The organism is Streptomyces sp. NPDC002795 (genome assembly GCF_042888725.1).
GTDB lineage: Bacteria > Actinomycetota > Actinomycetes > Streptomycetales > Streptomycetaceae > Streptomyces.
In genome coordinates this window covers 240,394-257,336 of record NZ_JBIAQB010000011.1, presented here as the reverse complement: position 1 = coordinate 257,336, position 16,943 = coordinate 240,394, and the positions used below count along the sequence as shown (strand labels likewise).

General features: G+C 70.2%; 17 protein-coding genes, 1 tRNA gene and 1 pseudogene. 9 read left to right on the top strand and 10 right to left on the bottom strand.

Annotated features, from left to right (window positions below; all coding sequences use genetic code 11):
• Window positions 1-43: 43 nt before the first annotated feature.
• From ACFYWS_RS31065 to ACFYWS_RS31055, 3 genes are all read left to right on the top strand, one after another.
• Complete coding sequence (locus tag ACFYWS_RS31065; RefSeq protein ID WP_389281946.1) at window positions 44-1,153, top strand: GNAT family N-acetyltransferase; 1,110 nt, start codon at window positions 44-46, stop codon at window positions 1,151-1,153.
• A 70-nt stretch (window positions 1,154-1,223) separates the two neighbouring features.
• Entirely contained in the window at window positions 1,224-1,706 is a 483-nt protein-coding gene (locus ACFYWS_RS31060) for a GNAT family N-acetyltransferase (protein ID WP_389281944.1), read from the top strand.
• A 97-nt stretch (window positions 1,707-1,803) separates the two neighbouring features.
• Entirely contained in the window at window positions 1,804-2,115 is a 312-nt protein-coding gene (locus ACFYWS_RS31055; protein ID WP_389281942.1) for a hypothetical protein, read from the top strand.
• A 305-nt stretch (window positions 2,116-2,420) separates the two neighbouring features.
• On the opposite strand, the pseudogene ACFYWS_RS31050 reads toward ACFYWS_RS31055, so the two are convergent.
• The 4 genes and pseudogenes from ACFYWS_RS31050 to ACFYWS_RS31035 all read right to left on the bottom strand — a co-directional run.
• Window positions 2,421-2,549: pseudogene (locus tag ACFYWS_RS31050) on the bottom strand (type II toxin-antitoxin system RelE/ParE family toxin); the annotation flags it as partial.
• 27 nt (window positions 2,550-2,576) lie between these two features.
• Complete coding sequence (locus tag ACFYWS_RS31045) at window positions 2,577-2,732, bottom strand: hypothetical protein (RefSeq protein ID WP_389281940.1); 156 nt, start codon at window positions 2,730-2,732, stop codon at window positions 2,577-2,579.
• Window positions 2,733-2,950: 218 nt separating this feature from the next.
• Window positions 2,951-3,580, bottom strand: coding sequence for a class I SAM-dependent methyltransferase (locus ACFYWS_RS31040; RefSeq protein ID WP_389281938.1), 630 nt, complete (start codon window positions 3,578-3,580; stop codon window positions 2,951-2,953).
• Between the two features lie 78 nt (window positions 3,581-3,658).
• A complete protein-coding gene (locus tag ACFYWS_RS31035; RefSeq protein ID WP_389281936.1) occupies window positions 3,659-4,123 on the bottom strand; it encodes a hypothetical protein in 465 nt (154 codons plus the stop codon).
• Window positions 4,124-4,453: 330 nt separating this feature from the next.
• Between ACFYWS_RS31035 and ACFYWS_RS31030 the strand changes: the two genes are divergently transcribed.
• The gene (locus ACFYWS_RS31030) at window positions 4,454-5,236 is read left to right on the top strand and encodes an XRE family transcriptional regulator (protein WP_389281934.1); all 783 of its coding nucleotides are present in this window, start codon (window positions 4,454-4,456) and stop codon (window positions 5,234-5,236) included.
• Between the two features lie 60 nt (window positions 5,237-5,296).
• Here ACFYWS_RS31030 and ACFYWS_RS31025 read toward each other — a convergent pair whose 3' ends face one another.
• From ACFYWS_RS31025 to ACFYWS_RS31010, 4 genes are all read right to left on the bottom strand, one after another.
• Window positions 5,297-5,494, bottom strand: a complete 198-nt coding sequence (locus ACFYWS_RS31025; protein WP_389281932.1) for a hypothetical protein — start codon at window positions 5,492-5,494, stop codon at window positions 5,297-5,299.
• 146 nt (window positions 5,495-5,640) lie between these two features.
• Window positions 5,641-6,372, bottom strand: a complete 732-nt coding sequence (locus ACFYWS_RS31020; protein WP_389281930.1) for a nitroreductase — start codon at window positions 6,370-6,372, stop codon at window positions 5,641-5,643.
• A gap of 35 nt (window positions 6,373-6,407) precedes the next feature.
• Window positions 6,408-6,818, bottom strand: a complete 411-nt coding sequence (locus ACFYWS_RS31015; protein ID WP_389281929.1) for a MerR family transcriptional regulator — start codon at window positions 6,816-6,818, stop codon at window positions 6,408-6,410.
• A gap of 112 nt (window positions 6,819-6,930) precedes the next feature.
• Window positions 6,931-7,003, bottom strand: a tRNA-Arg gene (locus ACFYWS_RS31010).
• 196 nt (window positions 7,004-7,199) lie between these two features.
• Between ACFYWS_RS31010 and ACFYWS_RS31005 the strand changes: the two genes are divergently transcribed.
• Entirely contained in the window at window positions 7,200-7,994 is a 795-nt protein-coding gene (locus ACFYWS_RS31005; protein WP_389281928.1) for a hypothetical protein, read from the top strand.
• Window positions 7,995-8,041: 47 nt separating this feature from the next.
• Here the strand turns inward: ACFYWS_RS31005 and ACFYWS_RS31000 are convergent, their stop codons facing one another.
• Window positions 8,042-8,347, bottom strand: a complete 306-nt coding sequence (locus ACFYWS_RS31000) for a DUF6401 family natural product biosynthesis protein (RefSeq protein ID WP_389281926.1) — start codon at window positions 8,345-8,347, stop codon at window positions 8,042-8,044.
• A gap of 153 nt (window positions 8,348-8,500) precedes the next feature.
• Between ACFYWS_RS31000 and ACFYWS_RS30995 the strand changes: the two genes are divergently transcribed.
• From ACFYWS_RS30995 to ACFYWS_RS30980, 4 genes are all read left to right on the top strand, one after another.
• Window positions 8,501-10,165, top strand: a complete 1,665-nt coding sequence (locus ACFYWS_RS30995; protein ID WP_389281924.1) for a PucR family transcriptional regulator — start codon at window positions 8,501-8,503, stop codon at window positions 10,163-10,165.
• Between the two features lie 236 nt (window positions 10,166-10,401).
• Window positions 10,402-11,760: a diaminopimelate decarboxylase gene (locus ACFYWS_RS30990; RefSeq protein ID WP_389281923.1), complete on the top strand. Its 1,359-nt coding sequence runs from the start codon at window positions 10,402-10,404 to the stop codon at window positions 11,758-11,760.
• A gap of 238 nt (window positions 11,761-11,998) precedes the next feature.
• A complete protein-coding gene (locus tag ACFYWS_RS30985) occupies window positions 11,999-13,498 on the top strand; it encodes an amino acid permease (RefSeq protein WP_389281921.1) in 1,500 nt (499 codons plus the stop codon).
• A gap of 182 nt (window positions 13,499-13,680) precedes the next feature.
• Entirely contained in the window at window positions 13,681-15,381 is a 1,701-nt protein-coding gene (locus tag ACFYWS_RS30980) for a class I adenylate-forming enzyme family protein (protein WP_389281920.1), read from the top strand.
• A gap of 284 nt (window positions 15,382-15,665) precedes the next feature.
• On the opposite strand, the gene ACFYWS_RS30975 is transcribed toward ACFYWS_RS30980, so the two are convergent.
• Entirely contained in the window at window positions 15,666-16,943 is a 1,278-nt protein-coding gene (locus tag ACFYWS_RS30975) for a M6 family metalloprotease domain-containing protein (RefSeq protein ID WP_389281918.1), read from the bottom strand.

Below are 16,943 nucleotides of genomic sequence, written 5' to 3'. Positions count from 1 at the left end.
CGTATCAATGCACCTGTCCGGTTACCGGTCCGAGCGCCGGCCCATGCGCCCGCGGCGAAGGGCGGTCGAACCGACGTTGAACATCACCACGTACAGAGCCAACGAGCTCAGCGCGTCCCTGCGTACGGCCTGGCACGAAACGATGGAGCACTCTCCGGACTATCAAAACCCGTTCCTGGCACCGGAGTTCGCGGAGGGGGTCGCCAGGTTCAAGGGCGGCGCGCACGTGGCGGTACTGCGCGAAGGCGCCGAAGCCGTCGGCTTCTTCCCGTACGAGAAGGGGCCCGGGGGCATCGGCCGCGCCATCGGCATGGGCCTGTCCGACTGCCAGGCCCTCGTGCACCGGCCCGGAGTCACCTGGGACACGCGCCAACTCCTGCGCGCCTGCGGGCTTTCGGTCTTCGAGTTCGACCACCTCGTCGAGGAGCAGAAGCCCTTCGGTCGCTACGTCACCGGAACCTTCGCCTCACCCGTCCTCGACCTGAAGGACGGCAGCCACGAGACGTACGAGGAGTGGCTGAAGGCGACGTACCCCGGCCAGGCCAAGACGACGCTCAAGAAGGAACGCCGGCTGAGCCGCAATGTGGGGGAGATGCGGTTCGTCCACGACGAGCGCGACCCCGAGGTGCTGCGCCAGCTGATGCGGTGGAAGTCGGCCCAGTACCGCCGCACCGGCCGCATGGACCGCTTCGCCCGCCCGTGGATCGTGGACCTGACGAACCACCTCTTCCAGGTCCGCGAGCCCCACTTCACCGGCACCCTCTCGGTCGTCTACGCGGGCGACCGCCCGGTCGCGGCCCACTTCGGGCCGACGTCCAGGACGGTCTTCGCGGCCTGGTTCACCGCGTACGACCCGGAGTTCAGCTACTACTCGCCCGGCCTCCTCATGCATCTGCGGATGGTCGAGGCCGCGGGCCGCCAGGGCATCCGGCTCCTTGACTGGGGTCGCGGCGAGAAGGAGTACAAGGACTGGCTCAAGACCCGCGAACTCCGGGTCGCGGAGGGCTTCGCGACCCGCCCCCACCCGGCCGCGGCCGCCCACCGCCTCTGGCGCCGCCCGGTCCGCGGCCTGCGCAACACGGTGCTCGCGCATCCGGAGCTGCGGGAGCGGGCGGACCGGCTGCTGAGGACGGTGGGGTCGCTGAGGCGATAGGCGGGGCCCCTGCGTGATCAGGCCGTCGGCGTACAACGGCCCGCCGCTGATGTACGAAAGGCACGCCTCCATGCGTATTCGCGCGTTCGCCCACGACGACCTGGCACCGCTCACCGACCTGACCATCGACACGTTCCGGCCGTTCTTCGAGGACGTCTTCCGCCCCTTGATGGGCGAGGTCATCTTCACCGTCCAGCACGGCAGTTGGCGCGACGACTACCGACGGCAGGTGGCAGAACTCCACGCCCCCGAGCGTCACGCGTACGTCGATGTCGCCGAGGTGGCGGGCGGGATCGCGGGCTATGTGGCGTGGGCCGTCGACCCGGACCGCCAGCACGGCGAAGTCGCGCTCCTCGCGGTCGCCCACCAGCACCGCCGCCACCACGTGGGCGCGGCCCTGTGCGAGCACGCCTTCGAGCGGATGCGCCTGCTCGGAGCGGAGATCGTCGAGATCGCCACCGGCGGAGACACCTTCCACGCACCTGCCAGGGAGCTGTACGAGCAACTCGGGTGCACGGCGAACCCGGTGGCTGTCTACTTCCGGCAGCTCTAGCGCCGAGCATGCCGTGCGGGTGCCCGGCGCGGTGCGGGCCGGGCACCTGGCATCTTCTTGAGCGTGCTGCCGCGGCCCGCGCGGTACGCTCCGCCGCGTGACGAGCACCGGCATACGTGATGCCCAGCTGAACCGGTTGTGGGGAGCTGTTTGCGCCTTCGCCGGGATCGCTTTCCTGCTGTGGGCACTGTCCTGGGTCAATGCGAGTGTGCTCAACGAGGACCTGGAGAGTCACTGCGAAGATCTCCGCACGGCCGGCGTCCCCTTCGAGAAGTCGTGCGCGCATGCGGACGGCACGGTTGAGGGCGCGAACAGCGTGCTCTTCGAAGGGATCTTCTTCGGCTCGATGGCTGCTGGAGTGGCATGCCTGGCAGTCGCGCTCATGGCAGAGATCGTCCGTAGGAAGTGATCCAGCTTTGCTGGTGCCGGCCGCTGATGTCAGCTCCGCGATGCCTAGGCACTTCTGCTTCAGCACGTTGCCTCACAATATTCGTGGCGCTCGGCCTTGGTGCTCTCGTACCAGGCACCTTCCCCCGCTGACCTGGTGGGGCGCAGCTCAGGCTTCTCCTGTGCACACGCTGCGAGCAGGGCCTCCACGGCATTGACGCGATGATTCTAGAGACCAATTCTGGGGGGAGCCCGATCACCATGTCGGAGGGATCGACCATCCACCGGTCCGTCGTGAGACGTGGTCCCGTGGTGGGGCGGGTGCGCCTACAGGTTGCGGTAGACGTCGCGGCGGTTGGCGACGGTGAGTACCCAGAGGATCAGCTCGCCGTCCTCGATGGTGTAGACGGCGCGGTAGTCGCCGCTGTCCATTGCCTTCTGGAGTTCGGCGAGCCTGCGGTCGCGTGACATGGCCCATTGCGGTCAGGCGTGGTGGGTGTGGAGTTGGGCGGCCATTTCCTCCAGGGAGACCGAGCCTGCGGTGCCCTCGGCCTCAGCGGCGTCGGCGAGCCGGCCCAGCCAGGCGTCCTCGCTCTGTTCGGCGAGGTGCCGCAGCTGACGGTATTCGTCGATGTCCACCAGGGCGGCTTCTTCCTTGGGCGTGGTCGATGACGTCCGCGAGGTGGTTGCGGACTTCCGCCATGGATTCGGCGGGCCGCCTTTCGTCAGGGGCCACGGCCCAGTAGTAGTGGCGTATCGCGGATGCGTGGGCCTTACGGTCACCCATCTCGAACTCAAGATTTACGCCGAGGTGCGGTCCGCTGTGGCGAAGCACGGGCGGCACTTCCCCGACACGGCTACGCCGTTGCCCGGATCAGCATCGTTGCTGCGCTCTGAACCGCCGGCGGTTCGATGACCTTGGCGCGGACGTCGGTGAATCCGTGGCGGTGCAGGAGCTTGGTCCACTCGTCGGGTGTGCGGTCGTGGCGCATACCGGCCTTGCCCGGCTTGAGTACCTGGCTGCCTGCCGGGAGGTGGGAGAACGCAAAGGTGCCGCTCTTGTTCATGCAGGCGCGTACGAGGGGCAGCAGTTCGTCAGGGTCCACGAACCAGACTGCGCCGAAGATGGACAGCACCACATCGAACGTGGCGGCCTCGGTGGTCAGGTAGTCGACGGCTTCGGCCGTGCGGAAGTTCAGGCCCGGCAGGTGCCCCCAGCGCTCGCGCGCGGCGGCCTCGCGGCTCGGGGCGACGTCCACGCCCGTGCAGGTGGCGCCGAGCGTGGCCAGGTGGGCGAGGTTGTCGCCGTTCCCGGAGCCCAGCTCCAACACCTTCAGGCCCGCTAGCGGCGTACCGAGCACGCCCTCGTCGGGGCCGTGGTCCGGGTACTGGGTCCAGTTGAGCCACGTCGACCGGCCCCGGGAGTTCACCGCACGGCGCGGTGTGCGCTCCTTGGCGAAGCGGTCCCAGGTCTCGGCGAGCGACATGCGGATGGCTCCTTTCACCCGGGGAAGTGGCCCGTCCCGAATGTAGCGGGGAGGGCCACAACTCTCGCGTATTGCTGCCTACTTGCCCTTGCCGGCGTTGGGTGAGTCGGTGCACCCAGCGTGGCATTGGGTGCACTTGGTGCCCATGTTCCACAATTCCGCGTCGACGGCGAAGCCCGCGGCCCCGATGGCCTTGACGGTCTGCTCCAGGACCATCGGCCGGGTCTCTGCGCCGCCGTCGCCCGTGTCGGGGAGTTCGGGGACGTGGTGGATGTACCGGTCGAAGTGCCCGTAGGTGAACTGGTGATACGGGATGGTGTCGAGCATGAACGAGTGAACGCCCTTGTCGACCTCGACGGACGGGCCGACGAGGAGGTCGGGGTTCTCTCCGGCGGTCACGAAGTAGGCGATTGTCTGGCCGAAGATGCGCTCTGCCCTTTCCCGACTGATCTCGGTGCCCCGCATGATCAGTGCTACTTGTCGCGCCCACACGTCCTGGGGGACGAACGTCGTCGGGGTGCGGATCTTCACGACGGTGCTCATGCCGGTGTGCCTCCACGCGATGGGGGATTCGTGGTGGTGCCTGATAAGCGTCCTCCGCGTCGGCGGCAGTCGGGGCACGAGCACGGCGGCAACACGCTGGTCGCCACCGGCTCGTCGGAGCCCTCGCCCTCGTACAGGGTCCGTAAGGCGGACTGGCTGCCGTCGGCTCTCACCGTGTACACGCTGATGCGGATGGACATGCCTTCAATGTCCTGGACGCGGGGTGACCATCGCGACGACACACCTGGCGTCCGAGGGGCGGTATGTCGGCGTCACGCGAAGGCGTCAAACCGGTGTCATTGGGTCGGGGCGCGGGGCTAGCCTCGGACCATGACCACCACAGCACAGGTTCAGACGAACGACGTTCTGCGTGCCGTGCGTATCGGCATGCAGCTCTCGCAGGACGAGTTCGCGAACGGACTCCGCAAGACCGGCAAGGAACTCGGTGAACCCAACGACGCGTCCAAGCGCCTCGTACAACGATGGGAGTCGGGCCAGACCCGCACCTGCCGCCCGCTGTACGCCCGCGCGCTTCAGCGGTTCACGGGCCGCCCCATCGAGGCCCTCGGGTTCGCGCTCGCGGTACCTGCCGCCCGCGTTCACGAGGACGGCACCGGAGGTCACGACATGGACGCCGCGGCGTCCGGTGTCGCGGAGGCGTCCGGCACCCCTGAGACGGCGCCGGAGGCTCAGGCGGTGACGTACTCGGGGATCTGGCTGAGCCGCTACGAGTTCTACTCCTCGGGCCGAGACGCCGCGTACGAGGGCAAGCACCACGTCCTCGTCGTGCACCGGGGCAACCGCCTCACGGCCGAGTCCCTGCCCGGCGCGTCCAGCAACCCCGGCAGCCCTCTGCACCTCGACCTCACGGCGGACCGGAACATCGTCACCGGGTCCTGGATCGAGCAGACCGCCGGCGACGGCTACTACCGGGGCGCCCGCTACCACGGGGCAATTCAGATGCTGATCGAGCCGACCGGGCGCCGGATGGCAGGCAAGTGGGTCGGCTTCGGCAAGGACTTCGACGTGAACACCGGGCCGTGGGAACTGCGGCTGCTCGACACGTCGACGTCCAAGGCCACCGTGGAGCGCTACTCCCGTCCCCCGGAGTAGGCCCCCGCGCGCACCACTCGGGACGCCGATGCTGCGCCGTGGGGCGACTGGCCTCGCGGTTCAGCGCAGCATGCGCATCACGGTCGCAGGAGGCGGCGCTCGCCGCAGGCCCAGCCGCTCCTCGCGAAGGCGCAGGGTCCTCGCCGGCATGTCGACGTCGGTCACCTTCAAGCCACCGACGGCCTGGCCCTTGGCGCGGGCGGTCTCGTGCCGCTCCAGCGTCCTGTCCCGAACGTAGTCGCGCTCTGCCTCCGCCACCGCGGCGAAGAGCGCGAACAGCCTGTCCTGTACCCGGCAGGGTCGTACTTGCCCTGCAAGGGGCCAGCCACTGACTCCAGCTCGCCCCCGGCTCCCGAACCGGCTGCGCTGCGGCGGCAGTTGTCATCGCGGCTCTGTGGGTGGCTTCAGTCGAGCGTGGTGTCGTGCAGTACGACGCTCTCGCTCAGCGGCACCCGGCCGATGGCAAGGTCGAACAGCTGTGAGTCGGGCTTGGCGGTTCCGAAGGCGATACCGAAGATCAGTTTGAACTCGTCCGACACACCAAGCTTCTTGCGCACCGTGTCGGCGAACATGCCGTGCACGGCCTGCGGGATTCCGTGATAGCCCCGTGCGTGAAGAGAGAGCAGAAAGTTCTGCCCGTACATGCCCACGTCACTGGCGGCACGCACCCCGTCGCCGAGCTGAGGCAGGAACAGCATCGCCACGTGCGGCGCACCGTAGAACCGCAGGTTGTCGCGCACTACCTCGTTGCGGCCCTCCCGGTCTTCGCGGGCGATGCCCAACCGGCCGTACATCTTCGCGCCATGGAGCCGTGCGCGTTCCTGATGCGGCCCGTCGCCGTAGGTGTCCGTGAAATCGGGCGAGAACCGTTGCTCGTCGTAGGCCGCGACCATCTCGGCGCTGAGTTCGTCGCGTGTGGCGCCGGAGGCGACGTGGACCAGCCAGGGCTGGGTGTTGCTGTGCGAAGGCGCGCTCTGTGCGTCTTCGAGCACGCCGCGAATGACCTCGGGCGGCACGGGGTCGGACAGGAACTCCCGCACCGAGTGCCGAGACCTGATCATGTCGCTGAAAGACTGCGCCGCGGTCGATGACGTCGACGCCCCGTGCTGTACCGAGTGGGTGATCTGCTGGGTCATGCCCCCACCGTGCAACCTTCACATAGGTGTGAAGGTCAATTCGGGGTGGTCGGGCTCACCTCGGTGTCGAGGTCCGACGGACGGCCCTCCGCTCGCCCCAGCGCCTCGATGTAGCGCGAGATCGCGTCGTGGTTCCGCGTGAGGCAACCGATCCTCTCGGCCATCCGGTCGCGCTCGCTCTCCAGTAGTGCGCGCAGCTCCGGGTCAGGGTTCGACACCACGATGTCCTTCACTTCGCCGAGGCAGGGCAACATATGGCTGATGATCCGCGTGGGAATCCCGGCATCGAGCAACCCGCGAATCTGGTGCACCCGGCCCACCAGGTACTCGTCGTAGTCCCGGTAACCGTTGTCCAACCGCTGCGGCGCAATCAGCCCCTGTTCCTCGTAGTACCGCAACATCCGAGCCGGAACCTCAGTCCGCTTCGCCAGCTCACCGATGCGCATACCGCTCCTTCTTCCGCCCTGGCCGTCAGGGGAACCGCCCGCGTTGATGTCAGAAGTGGATGTCAAAGGGCCACCACCTCCGAAAATCCGGAGGTGGTGGCCCTTTGAACTGTGCCCCCGGCAGGATTCGAACCTGCGACACCCGCTTTAGGAGAGCGGTGCTCTATCCCCTGAGCTACGAAGGCGCGTGAACAGCGTAGCGGATCGGGTTCGGGGCGTGGGGTGGGCCGTCGTGCGGGGGTGGGTCACGCCAATGGGGGACGTGGGGCGGCCGGGGGCGGCTGGGGCTGCTAAGCCGGAGGGACACAGGAAACGAGGGGGGACACGCCTCGTCGGGCGCGGTGACGCGGCGTCCGGCCCCACGAGTGGAGGTACCCACTCATGATCCAGAATCCCGCCAGCACGCTCGCCGTCGACTTCACTCAAGGGCTGAACGACGCGTGGTCGAAGGTCGCCGAGTTCGTGCCGAAGCTTCTTGGCTTCATTGTCGTCATGGTCATCGGCTGGTTCGTGGCCAAGATGATCACCAAGCTCCTCGACCGGGGTCTTCGGAAGATCGGGTCGGAGAAGCTCGCCGAACGGGCCGGCTCGGCGAAGATGCTCGAAGGGTCGAAGTACGACACGACCGCGATCCTCTGCAAGGTCGTCTACGTCGCCCTGATGCTGATCGTGCTCCAGCTCGGCTTCGGGGTCTTCGGCCCCAACCCCGTGTCCGACATGATCAACGGCATCGTCGCCTGGCTGCCGCGCGGCATCGTCGCGGTCGTCCTGATCGTGGTGGCCATGGCCGTCGCCAACGTGGTGCGTGACATCGTCACCAACACCCTGTCCTCCGTCTCGTACGGGAAGACCGTCGGCACCATCGTGTGGGCCTGCATCGTGGTCCTGGGTGCGATCGCCGCGCTCGGGCAGGCGGGCATCGCCACGTCGGTCACGCAGCCGGTGCTGATCGCCGGTCTCGCGGCCGGGGCCGGGATCCTGATCGTCGGTGTCGGTGGCGGGCTCATCGGGCCGATGCGGCAGCGCTGGGAGCGGTGGCTGAACATGGCCGAGGAGGAGACCGCCAAGGCGAAGGGAACCGTCGGGAACGCCCGGGACGGTGGCTCCTATCAGGCGGGGCGTGAGGACGCCCTCGCCAACCAGCCCGTCCAGGAGCGGGAGCGTTTCGACAATTAGTGACCTGCACCAGGTCGAGCAGGTCGAGCTGGTTGTGAACCAGTGAACTACACCAGGTCGAGCAGGTCGTGCCGTCTCACCAGCCAGCTGATGGCGGTGAGGCGGCACACCGCGTAGTCGTGGCCCACGGGTTCCAGCCAGCCGGTCTCCGTGAGCGCGTCGAGGAAGCCGAGCGCGTAGTCGCCGAGGGCCTCGGGGTCCGGCGCGGGCGGGTGCAGCTCGGGGGAGCCGGCTTCCAGGCGGTCGCGGACCTCCGCCACATGCTGGTCGACCGAGGCCAGGAAGGCGGGCTCGAAGGCGAATTCGGCGAAGCGGGGGCCGTAGGCCTCGCTCACCCGGGCAAGGGGGGACATCCGTCCAACGTATGGGCGAAGGGGGCCGATTGAGGGTGGGGGTGGGGTGCTGTTCATCACAAGTGCCCTGTTTGTGGTGGCTTGTTCGTCACACCGTCCGCGGCGGCGTTCGTCACGCCGGGCGGGCTCGTCGTGATCGGTGAGACTGGGCCCATGGAGTTTTCCGCGTCCGGCAGGCCGCAGCCCGAGAATCCCGCTCCGGGCGGGGGCCCCACGCTGGCGCAGGTCGTCCGGGTCGTGGGGCAGGACGTCGTCCAGGTCGTGCGGGCGCCGTGCGGGACGGACGTGACCGTGGGCGGGGTCGGGGTGTTCGACGCCGGGGAGAGCTTGCAGGAGCGGGGGCGGGTGCTCATCGCCGTGGGCGTCGATACGTCCGACCCTGCCGCCGCTGAAGTGCTGCGGGCCGCCGACCGGGCCGGGGCCGCCGCTCTGGTGGTCCGGAGGGGCGCCGAAGGTGTGTCGCCGCTGCTCGGCGAAGTGGCCGACGGTGTGTCCACCGCGCTGCTCGCCCGCGCCCCGTGGGTGGACTGGGGCGAGCTCATCGGGCTGCTGCGGGCCGCGCTCGCCGCCGGTGGGGCGAGGGTGCCCGAACCCGGCGTCGACGTGGGGCTCGGGGATCTGCCGGCTCTCGCCTCGGCGCTCGCCGCGCTCGTCGGGGGTGCGATCACCATCGAGGACCCCGAGTCCAATGTGCTGGCCTATTCGCCGACCGCCGACACCGCCGATCCGCTGCGGCGGCTGACCATCCTCGGGCGGCGGGTGCCGCGGTGGCGGGTCGAGGAGTTGGCCGAGAGCGGGTTCCTGGCCGCGTTGTGGGCGGGGGATGTCGTGCATCGGCCCGCCGACGGGCGGTTTCCCGAGCGGCTCGCCGTCGCCGTACGCGCGGGGGAGGAGGTCCTCGGGTCGTTGTGGGCCGCCGCCGACGGGGAGCCGCTGCCGGACGGGGCCCGGGAGGCGCTGCGGCAGGCCGCCACGATCGCGGTCCCGCACCTGCTGCACCACCGGCTGCGCTCCCGGTCCGCCGAGGGGCGGCGTCGGCACGCGGTGCGGGCCCTGTTCGAGGACCGGGCGCCCGATGTGGGTGCGGCGGGCGCTGCGCTCGGCGTTGAGCCGGGGGTGTCGTGTGCCGTGCTGGCGGCTGTGGTGGTGGGGGCGGGGGCGCCGGAGGCGCGGGAGCGGGCGATGCGGGCGGCGGCGCTGCGGGTTGCCGCGCATGGCGCGCCTGCGTTCGCGTACCGGGAGGAGGGCGGCCCGCCCGGAACCACGGCCCAGCACGAGGGTGACCGCTTCGACGTGCTGCTCACCGACCCCCGCCCCGACGCCCCCGAACGCCTCGCCCGTGACCTCGCCGCCGTGCTGCGCGGCGCCGGGGTCGAGCCCTTGGTCGCCGTGGGGCCCGTCGTCGGCGGGCTGAAGGACGCCGCGGAGTCGAGGGCCGGGGCCGCCGAGGTGCTGCGGGTGCTGCGCGAGCGCGGGGAGCCCGAGGTGGCGGGCGCCGGCGACGTGCGGTTCGCCCTGGACGCGCTGCGGGTGTCGGACGCCGTCGCCGCGCAGGTGCCCTCGGCCGGGGACGCCGTGGCGGCGCTCCTCGCGCACGACGAGCGGCACGGAACGGATCTGCCGCGCACGGTCGCCGCGCATCTGGCGTTCTTCGGGGACGCCGGGGCCACCGCCCGCTATCTGGGGATCCATGCGAATACGTTGCGGTACCGGTTGCGCAGGGCCCGTGAGCTGGGCGGCTTCGACCTGGGGGATCCCGATGTGCGGCTCGTCGTCGAGCTGGGGCTGCGGCGGGCCGGGCTGATCCCCCTGCCGTGAGCGGCACCTGGAGCCGGGCGCGCAGTGCGTCGACACCATGGGCGCCCGTCCACCGTCGTGCGTACGCACTACGCGCGCGTGCCCGTCCGCCGCTCTTTGTGCCCGTGCACAGTCCAGCGGCCCCGTACTTCGTGGCGGCGCACGCAGACACACCACCCCGCCGCGCTGCACAGTGACGAGTGCCCGGACCACCACCCCGTACGAGAAGTACGAAGCAGAAGGCAGGACACCTCCCGATGTCGCAGCCCCCCGCCTCCGCCGCCCGCCGCGACGCCGCCCTGCGCGCCGCCGTCGAGCGGGGGCTCGTAGGGCCCGACGCCCCCGTGCTCGGGCTGCTCGACGTGGCCGGGGTCCGGGAGGCGGCGCGTGCGCTCAAGGCGGCGTTCGCGGGTGTCGACGCGCGGCACACCCTCGCCGTGAAGGCGGCCTCGCTCGTCCCCGTGCTCGCGCTCCTGAACGATGAGGGCATCGGCGCCGAGGTCGCGAGCCCCGGTGAGCTGGCGCTCGCGCGGGCGGCCGGGGTGCCCGCCGAGCGGATCGTCTTCGACTCGCCCGCCAAGACGATCGGCGAGCTGCGCGACGCGCTGTCGAGCGGCATCGCCGTGAACGCCGACAACCCGCAGGAGCTGGCCCGGATCGACGTACTCGTCGAGGAGTTCGGGGCGGGCTGCGCGCCCGTCGGGCTTCGGGTGAATCCGCAGGTCGGCAGCGGTTCGATCGGCGCGATGAGCACCGCGACCGCCACCTCCAAGTTCGGTGTCGCGCTGCGCGACGAGGGCGCGGAGCAGTGGGTCGTCGGCGCGTACAAGGCGCGGCCGTGGATGACCCGCCTGCACACCCACACCGGCTCCCAGGGCGTCGCCCTTGAGCTGATGGCCGAGGGCGTACGGGCCGCGTACGACCTGGCCGAGAAGATCAACGCGCAGGTCGGGCGGCAGCAGATCGACACCCTCGACATCGGCGGCGGCCTGCCGGTGAACTTCGAATCGGACGACATCACGCCCGGCTTCGAGGAGTACGCGCGGATCCTGCGGGAGACCGTCCCCGGCCTCTTCGACGGGCGGTACACGCTCGTCACCGAGTTCGGGCGCTCGCTCCTCGCGAAGCAGGGGTTCATCGCCGCCCACGTCGAGTACACCAAGACCTCCGGCGGTCGCCGGATCGCCGTGACGCACGCGGGCGCGCAGGTGGCGACCCGTACCGTCTTCGTGCCCGAGTCGTGGCCGCTGCGGGTCGGGGCGTACGACGCCGAGGGCCGGCCGCGGACGAGCGCGCCGCTGGTGCAGGACGTGGCCGGGCCCTGCTGCTTCGCGGGCGACCTCGTGGCGCGCGGCCGGGAGCTGCCCGAGCTGGAGCCCGGCGATCTCGTCGCGCTGTACGACACCGGCGCGTACTACTTCTCAACTCACTTCCACTACAACAGCCTTCCTCGTCCCGCTGTGTACGGATATGTCCAGTCGGGAACGGCCGGCGAGACGGGCGAAACGGCGGGCGATGTGAAGTTTGCCCCCGTACGATCCGCGCAGTCCCTCGACGAGGTGCTCGCCGAGTCCGGTGCCCAGTACGCCGGTTCGCTCATCGGGCTCGTGGATTAGTTGCCCCTGTGAACGGTTTAAGGTGGCGTGTCGTCGCGCGGTACGCCCGCGGCACACTCCACGGGAACTCCTGATCTCTGCCTGTGACGCACAGCACTGAGCAGGTCAGAGGGTTTCCGATCCCGAGGCCCGCCGTATCCGGAGGGCCCGTCCTGTCCAACAGGTACGCCGCACACGCCTGCCCGCGTTCGCGCTCGCGTGTGTGCGGCATGCCGTTTTGCACGTACGTCGGAGAACCATGGAGCACACAGCACAAGCCGAGTCCGAGACCCGGCCCGCGCAGGCCTCTGAGGCTGCGACCGAGAGCAGTGTGACCACGGGCGGCAAGGCCGCGGCCGGACCCATCCGTGAGGGGGGTTATACGGCCGGCCTGCGCAACCGCCAGGTCCAGATGATCGCGATCGGTGGCGCCATCGGCACCGGCCTCTTCCTCGGCGCGGGGGAGCGGCTGCACACCGCGGGCCCGTCCCTGGTGATCATCTTCGCCATCACCGGTCTGTTCGCCTTCTTCATCACGCGCGCCATGGGCGAGCTGGTGATGCACCGGCCCACGTCGGGCTCGTTCGTCTCGTACTCGCGTGAGTTCCTCGGCGAGAAGGCCGCGTACACGGCGGGCTGGGTCTACTTCCTGCACTGGGTGTGCAGCGGCATCGCGGAGATCACCGCGGTGGCGATGTATCTGCACTACTGGGCCGCCTTCCGCGACATACCCCAGTGGACGCTCGCCCTGGTGGCGCTGCTCGTGGTGCTCGGCGCCAACCTGATCTCGGTGCGCTGGTTCGGCGAGTTCGAGTTCTGGTTCTCGATCATCAAGGTCGCCGCGATCCTCGGCTTCCTCGGCATCGGCTGCTGGCTGCTCGCGAGCCGTCACCCCGTCGACGGCCACAGCACCGGCCCGCAGCTGATCACCGACAACGGCGGCATGCTGCCGAACGGACTGCTCCCGGCGATCGTCCTCATCCAGGGCGTGGTCTTCGCGTACGCGGCCATCGAGATGGTCGGCATCGCCGCCGGCGAGACGGAGAACCCGCGCAAGGTGATCCCGCGCGCCATCAACTCCGTGTCGTGGCGCATCGTGCTGTTCTACGTCGGGTCCGTGCTGCTGCTCGTCCTGCTGCTGCCGTGGAGCGCGTACAAGGCCGGCGAGTCCCCGTTCGTGACGCTGCTCGGTAAGCTGGGCGTGCCCGGCATCAGCGGCATCATGAACTTCGTGATCCTCACGGCGGCCCTGTCCAGCTGCAACTCCGGTCTCTACTCGACCGGCCGCGTGCTGCGCTCGATGGGACTCGCGGGCTCCGCGCCCGCGTTCACCACCAAGATGAGCCGGAAGGGCGTGCCCTACGGTGGCGTGCTGCTGACCGCGACCTGCTACATCGCGGGCATCATCCTCAACTACATCGTGCCCGAGCGGGCGTTCTCGATCGTCATCAACTTCTCCGCGATCACCATGATCGGCACCTGGGTCATGATCATGGTCTGCCAGATGGTGCTGCGCCGTAAGTCGCTGCGCGGCGAGGTGGAGCGCCCGTCGTTCCGGCTGCCGGGAGCGCCCTTCACGGGCTGGCTGACCATCGCGTTCCTGATCGCGGTCGTGGTCCTGATGGTCGTCGGCGGCGGTGACTCGGCGATCTCGGTGTACTGCTCCCCGCTGATCGTGGTGGGCCTTGTGATCGGCTGGTTCATGACCCGCAAGCGGGTGGCCGAGCATGCGAAGGCCGACGCGCAGATCGAATCGTAGGGGCGGTTCGTACGGTCGGATCGCAGGGTCGGATCGGATTCCAGAAGAGCCGAGAGCTCGTCGGCGGGCGGTGCGCGTGGGGGGTCACGCGCACCGCCCGCCGCGTTGTTCGGGCCCCGGTTGGCCGTTGGCTGGTGCACGTACCTTGACGCGGGTCGGGCCGCCGGACGTACCGTCCGACCATGGACGCTGATGCCGTGGATTCCGTGGAAGCGCTGCTGACCGCTCCGGGCGCCCCCTTCGCCGTCGTACGCGGCGAGGACGGGCGCCTTTCCTATGCCGACGGGCCCCGTACGCTGCGCGAGTTCGCCGAGACGACGTGGGCGTTCGGCGACACCCCCTTCGTCATCTCCGAGAACGGGCGGATGACCTACGGGGAGTTCTTCGCGGCGGCGTGCGCGCTGGCCCGCCGCTTCACCGACGACGAGAGCGCGGGCGGCTACGGGCTGCGGCCGGGCGACCGTGCCGTCATCGCGATGCGCAACCACCCGGAGTGGCAGGTCGCCTTCTGGGCTGCGCAGTTGGCGGGCCTGGTGGCGGTGCCGCTCAACGGGTGGTGGACCGCCGACGAGTTCGCGTACGCCCTCGACGACTGCGGCCCGGCGGTGCTGGTCGTCGACGGGGAGCGCTACGAGCGGGTCCGCCCGTGGCTGGACGCGGCGAGCCCCCGCCCCTGGACCCTGGTCTGCCACGAGGAGGGCAGGGAGGCGAGCGGCGCTGACCGGGTGGAGCGATACGCGGACCTGCCCGCCCCCGACCCCCAACTCGGCCCGCCCGACGTGGACATCGACCCGTCCGCGGACGCCACGATCCTCTACACCTCCGGTACGACGGGCCGCCCCAAGGGCGCCGTCGCCACCCACCACGCCCACATGGGCGCCGTCACGGGCCCCCGCTACGCCGCGGCCCGCGCGGCGCTGACCCGCGGCATCATGCCGGGCCAGGGCCCGACCCCCATCGGCCTGCTCACCTTCCCCTTCTTCCACGTGGCGGCGTTCACCGGCTTCTACGCGGCGATGGGGGTGGGCGGCACGATCGTGGTGCTGCGCAAGTGGGACACGGACACCGCGCTCGCGATGATCCGCGAACACGGCATCACCAGCTTCGGCGGCGTACCAGCCACGGCCCTCCAACTCCTGGAACGCGCAAAGGAGTTGGGCGACGAACTCCCCTCCCTCACGGGATTCAGCACGGGCGGCGCCGCTGCTCCGCCCGGCATCGTGGCCCGCCTCACCGACCGCTACGGCGAGCGCATCGAGCCCCGCAACGGCTACGGCCTCACCGAGACGCTCGGCGGCGTGCTCTCCAACGCCGGTGACGAGTACCGGAGTTGGCCGGGCAGCGTGGGCCGCCCCGCGCCGGCCGTGGAGGTACGGATCGCGGACCCCCTCGGCGAACCGCTCCCCGACGGCGAGGTGGGCGAACTCTGTCTGCGCGGCCAGCCGCTGATCCGCGGCTACTGGAACGCGCCGGACGCCACCGCGGCGGCGTTCACGGCGGGCGGCTGGTTCCGTACGGGGGACCTGGCGGTGCTCTCGGACGGCCGGGTCAGTGTCGTCGACCGGATCAAGGACCTGGTGATCAGGGGCGGCGAGAACGTCCACTGCGTCGAGGTGGAAGGCGCCCTCCACGACCACCCCGACGTCCTGGAGGCGGCCGTCGTCGGCATCCCGCACCCGATCCTCGGCGAGGAGGTGGCGGCCGTGCTCCGCACCCGACCGGGAGCGAAGGTCACCCCCGACGACATCCGCACCTTCGCCGCGAAGTCCCTGGCCCCCTTCAAGGTCCCCACCCACGTCGTCCTCCAGCACACCGAACTCCCCCGCAACGCGACAGGCAAGATCCTGAAACGGCAGCTGCGCCAATCGCTGGCGCTGAGCTGAGCTGAGCTGAGCTGAGCGGTGCCGGGCGGGGCGGGGCCCGTTGTGACGGGTGCGCCGCACCGGGGCGCCGCCTTGCCCACCCTGCCGCCCCAGGCGGCAGATTGCCCAAGGCGGCGACGGCCGACCGTCATGGGTGGGGAGCCGTGGCCGGCGGTGGGCATTTCAAGCCCCGCCGGCGCTTGAGGCGCGGGGTCCGGGGCGGAGCCCCGAGTGCGCAACGCCGGTTCGGCATATTCAGCCCCTGCGGCGATTGAGCAGCGGGGTCCGGGGCGGAGCCCCGGGGGCTAGGTGCGGGTGACGTACACCTGATAGTCGCCGGAACCACTGATCCCGCCCACGGTCACCCGCACACCCGCCGCCTTGTCCCGAAACACCTCACCGGCCTGATACGCCGCATCGGACAACTCCCCATGCACATTGGGCTGCCGCGTACACCCCCCACTGTCCGGCGTCGCGTCCTTGACCTTGACCGGCCCCTGCCCGGTGTCCACATCCGCGTCGACCTTGTACACCAGCACCCCGGACCGGCACACCGCCTCGTCGTTCCCCTCCTGCGTACGCACCTCGATCGCGTACCCCGTCTTCCGGGTCAACGGCACGAACACCAGCTTCGACCCGCCGTCGTTCCGGGCCAGCGGCGACAGCCGGTACTCGGTCGTGCCGGACTGCGCGGCGCAGCCGACCTGACTGTCGTCGAGCCACCCGAGCTTCCACTTGTGCCAGCCCAGCAGATCGTTCCCGGCCCCCCAGTCCTCGCTCATGATGTCCCAGTGCCCGGCGGCCCCACCGCCGTCCTGCGTGTAGAGGTCCGGCAACCCGAACACGTGCCCGTTCTCGTGCGGCAGCACCCGGTACCCGGTCTTCGCGTACGACCCGGAGCCGTCGTCCTGACGGGAGTACACGAACGACGCGTTGGAGAGCGGCACTCCGTCGGCGACCGGCGCCTCGTGGTTGCCCGCGAACGTCACGGACAGCACGGTGTCCAGCGCGGAGGGCCCCGCGTTCGGGGTGACCAGGATGTTCACCAGGTCGTACCGGCGGAAGTCCACGTCGGGGTCGGCCGCCGCCGCGATGTCGTCGGCGAGCTTGCGATAGCCGGGGTCGAAGGGCGCGCCGCGGTCTATCCCGTACGCGGTGAACGGCTTGGGCATCCGCAGCCAGTGGTCGACCGGGGCCTCGGGAACGTAGTCGAGCTTCCCGTACGAGCCGGTACGGAACCAGTCCTGGGTCTGCGGGAAGAACTCGCCGAGCCGGTCCTTCGCGGAGCCCTGCCCCGGCGCGTCGGGGAAGTCGACCATGAGGTTGAGGGCCCGGACGGTGCCGGTGGACCGGGCGTAGCCGGGGGCGGTGGGCAGGCCCTCCGACATCTGGACGCCGAACGAGCCGCGGATCATGCAGGGGGTGAGGGACGTCGTGCGCGAGACGGCGACGGGACCCGCCGCGGTCGTCGAGTCGTCGAGGAGTCTGCCGGTGCTCGCGGTCATCGTCACGGCGAGCGCGACCGCCGTGCTCACGGCGAGCAGCGCCCCACGCCGACCCCTGCGTATCCGACGCACTCGCAT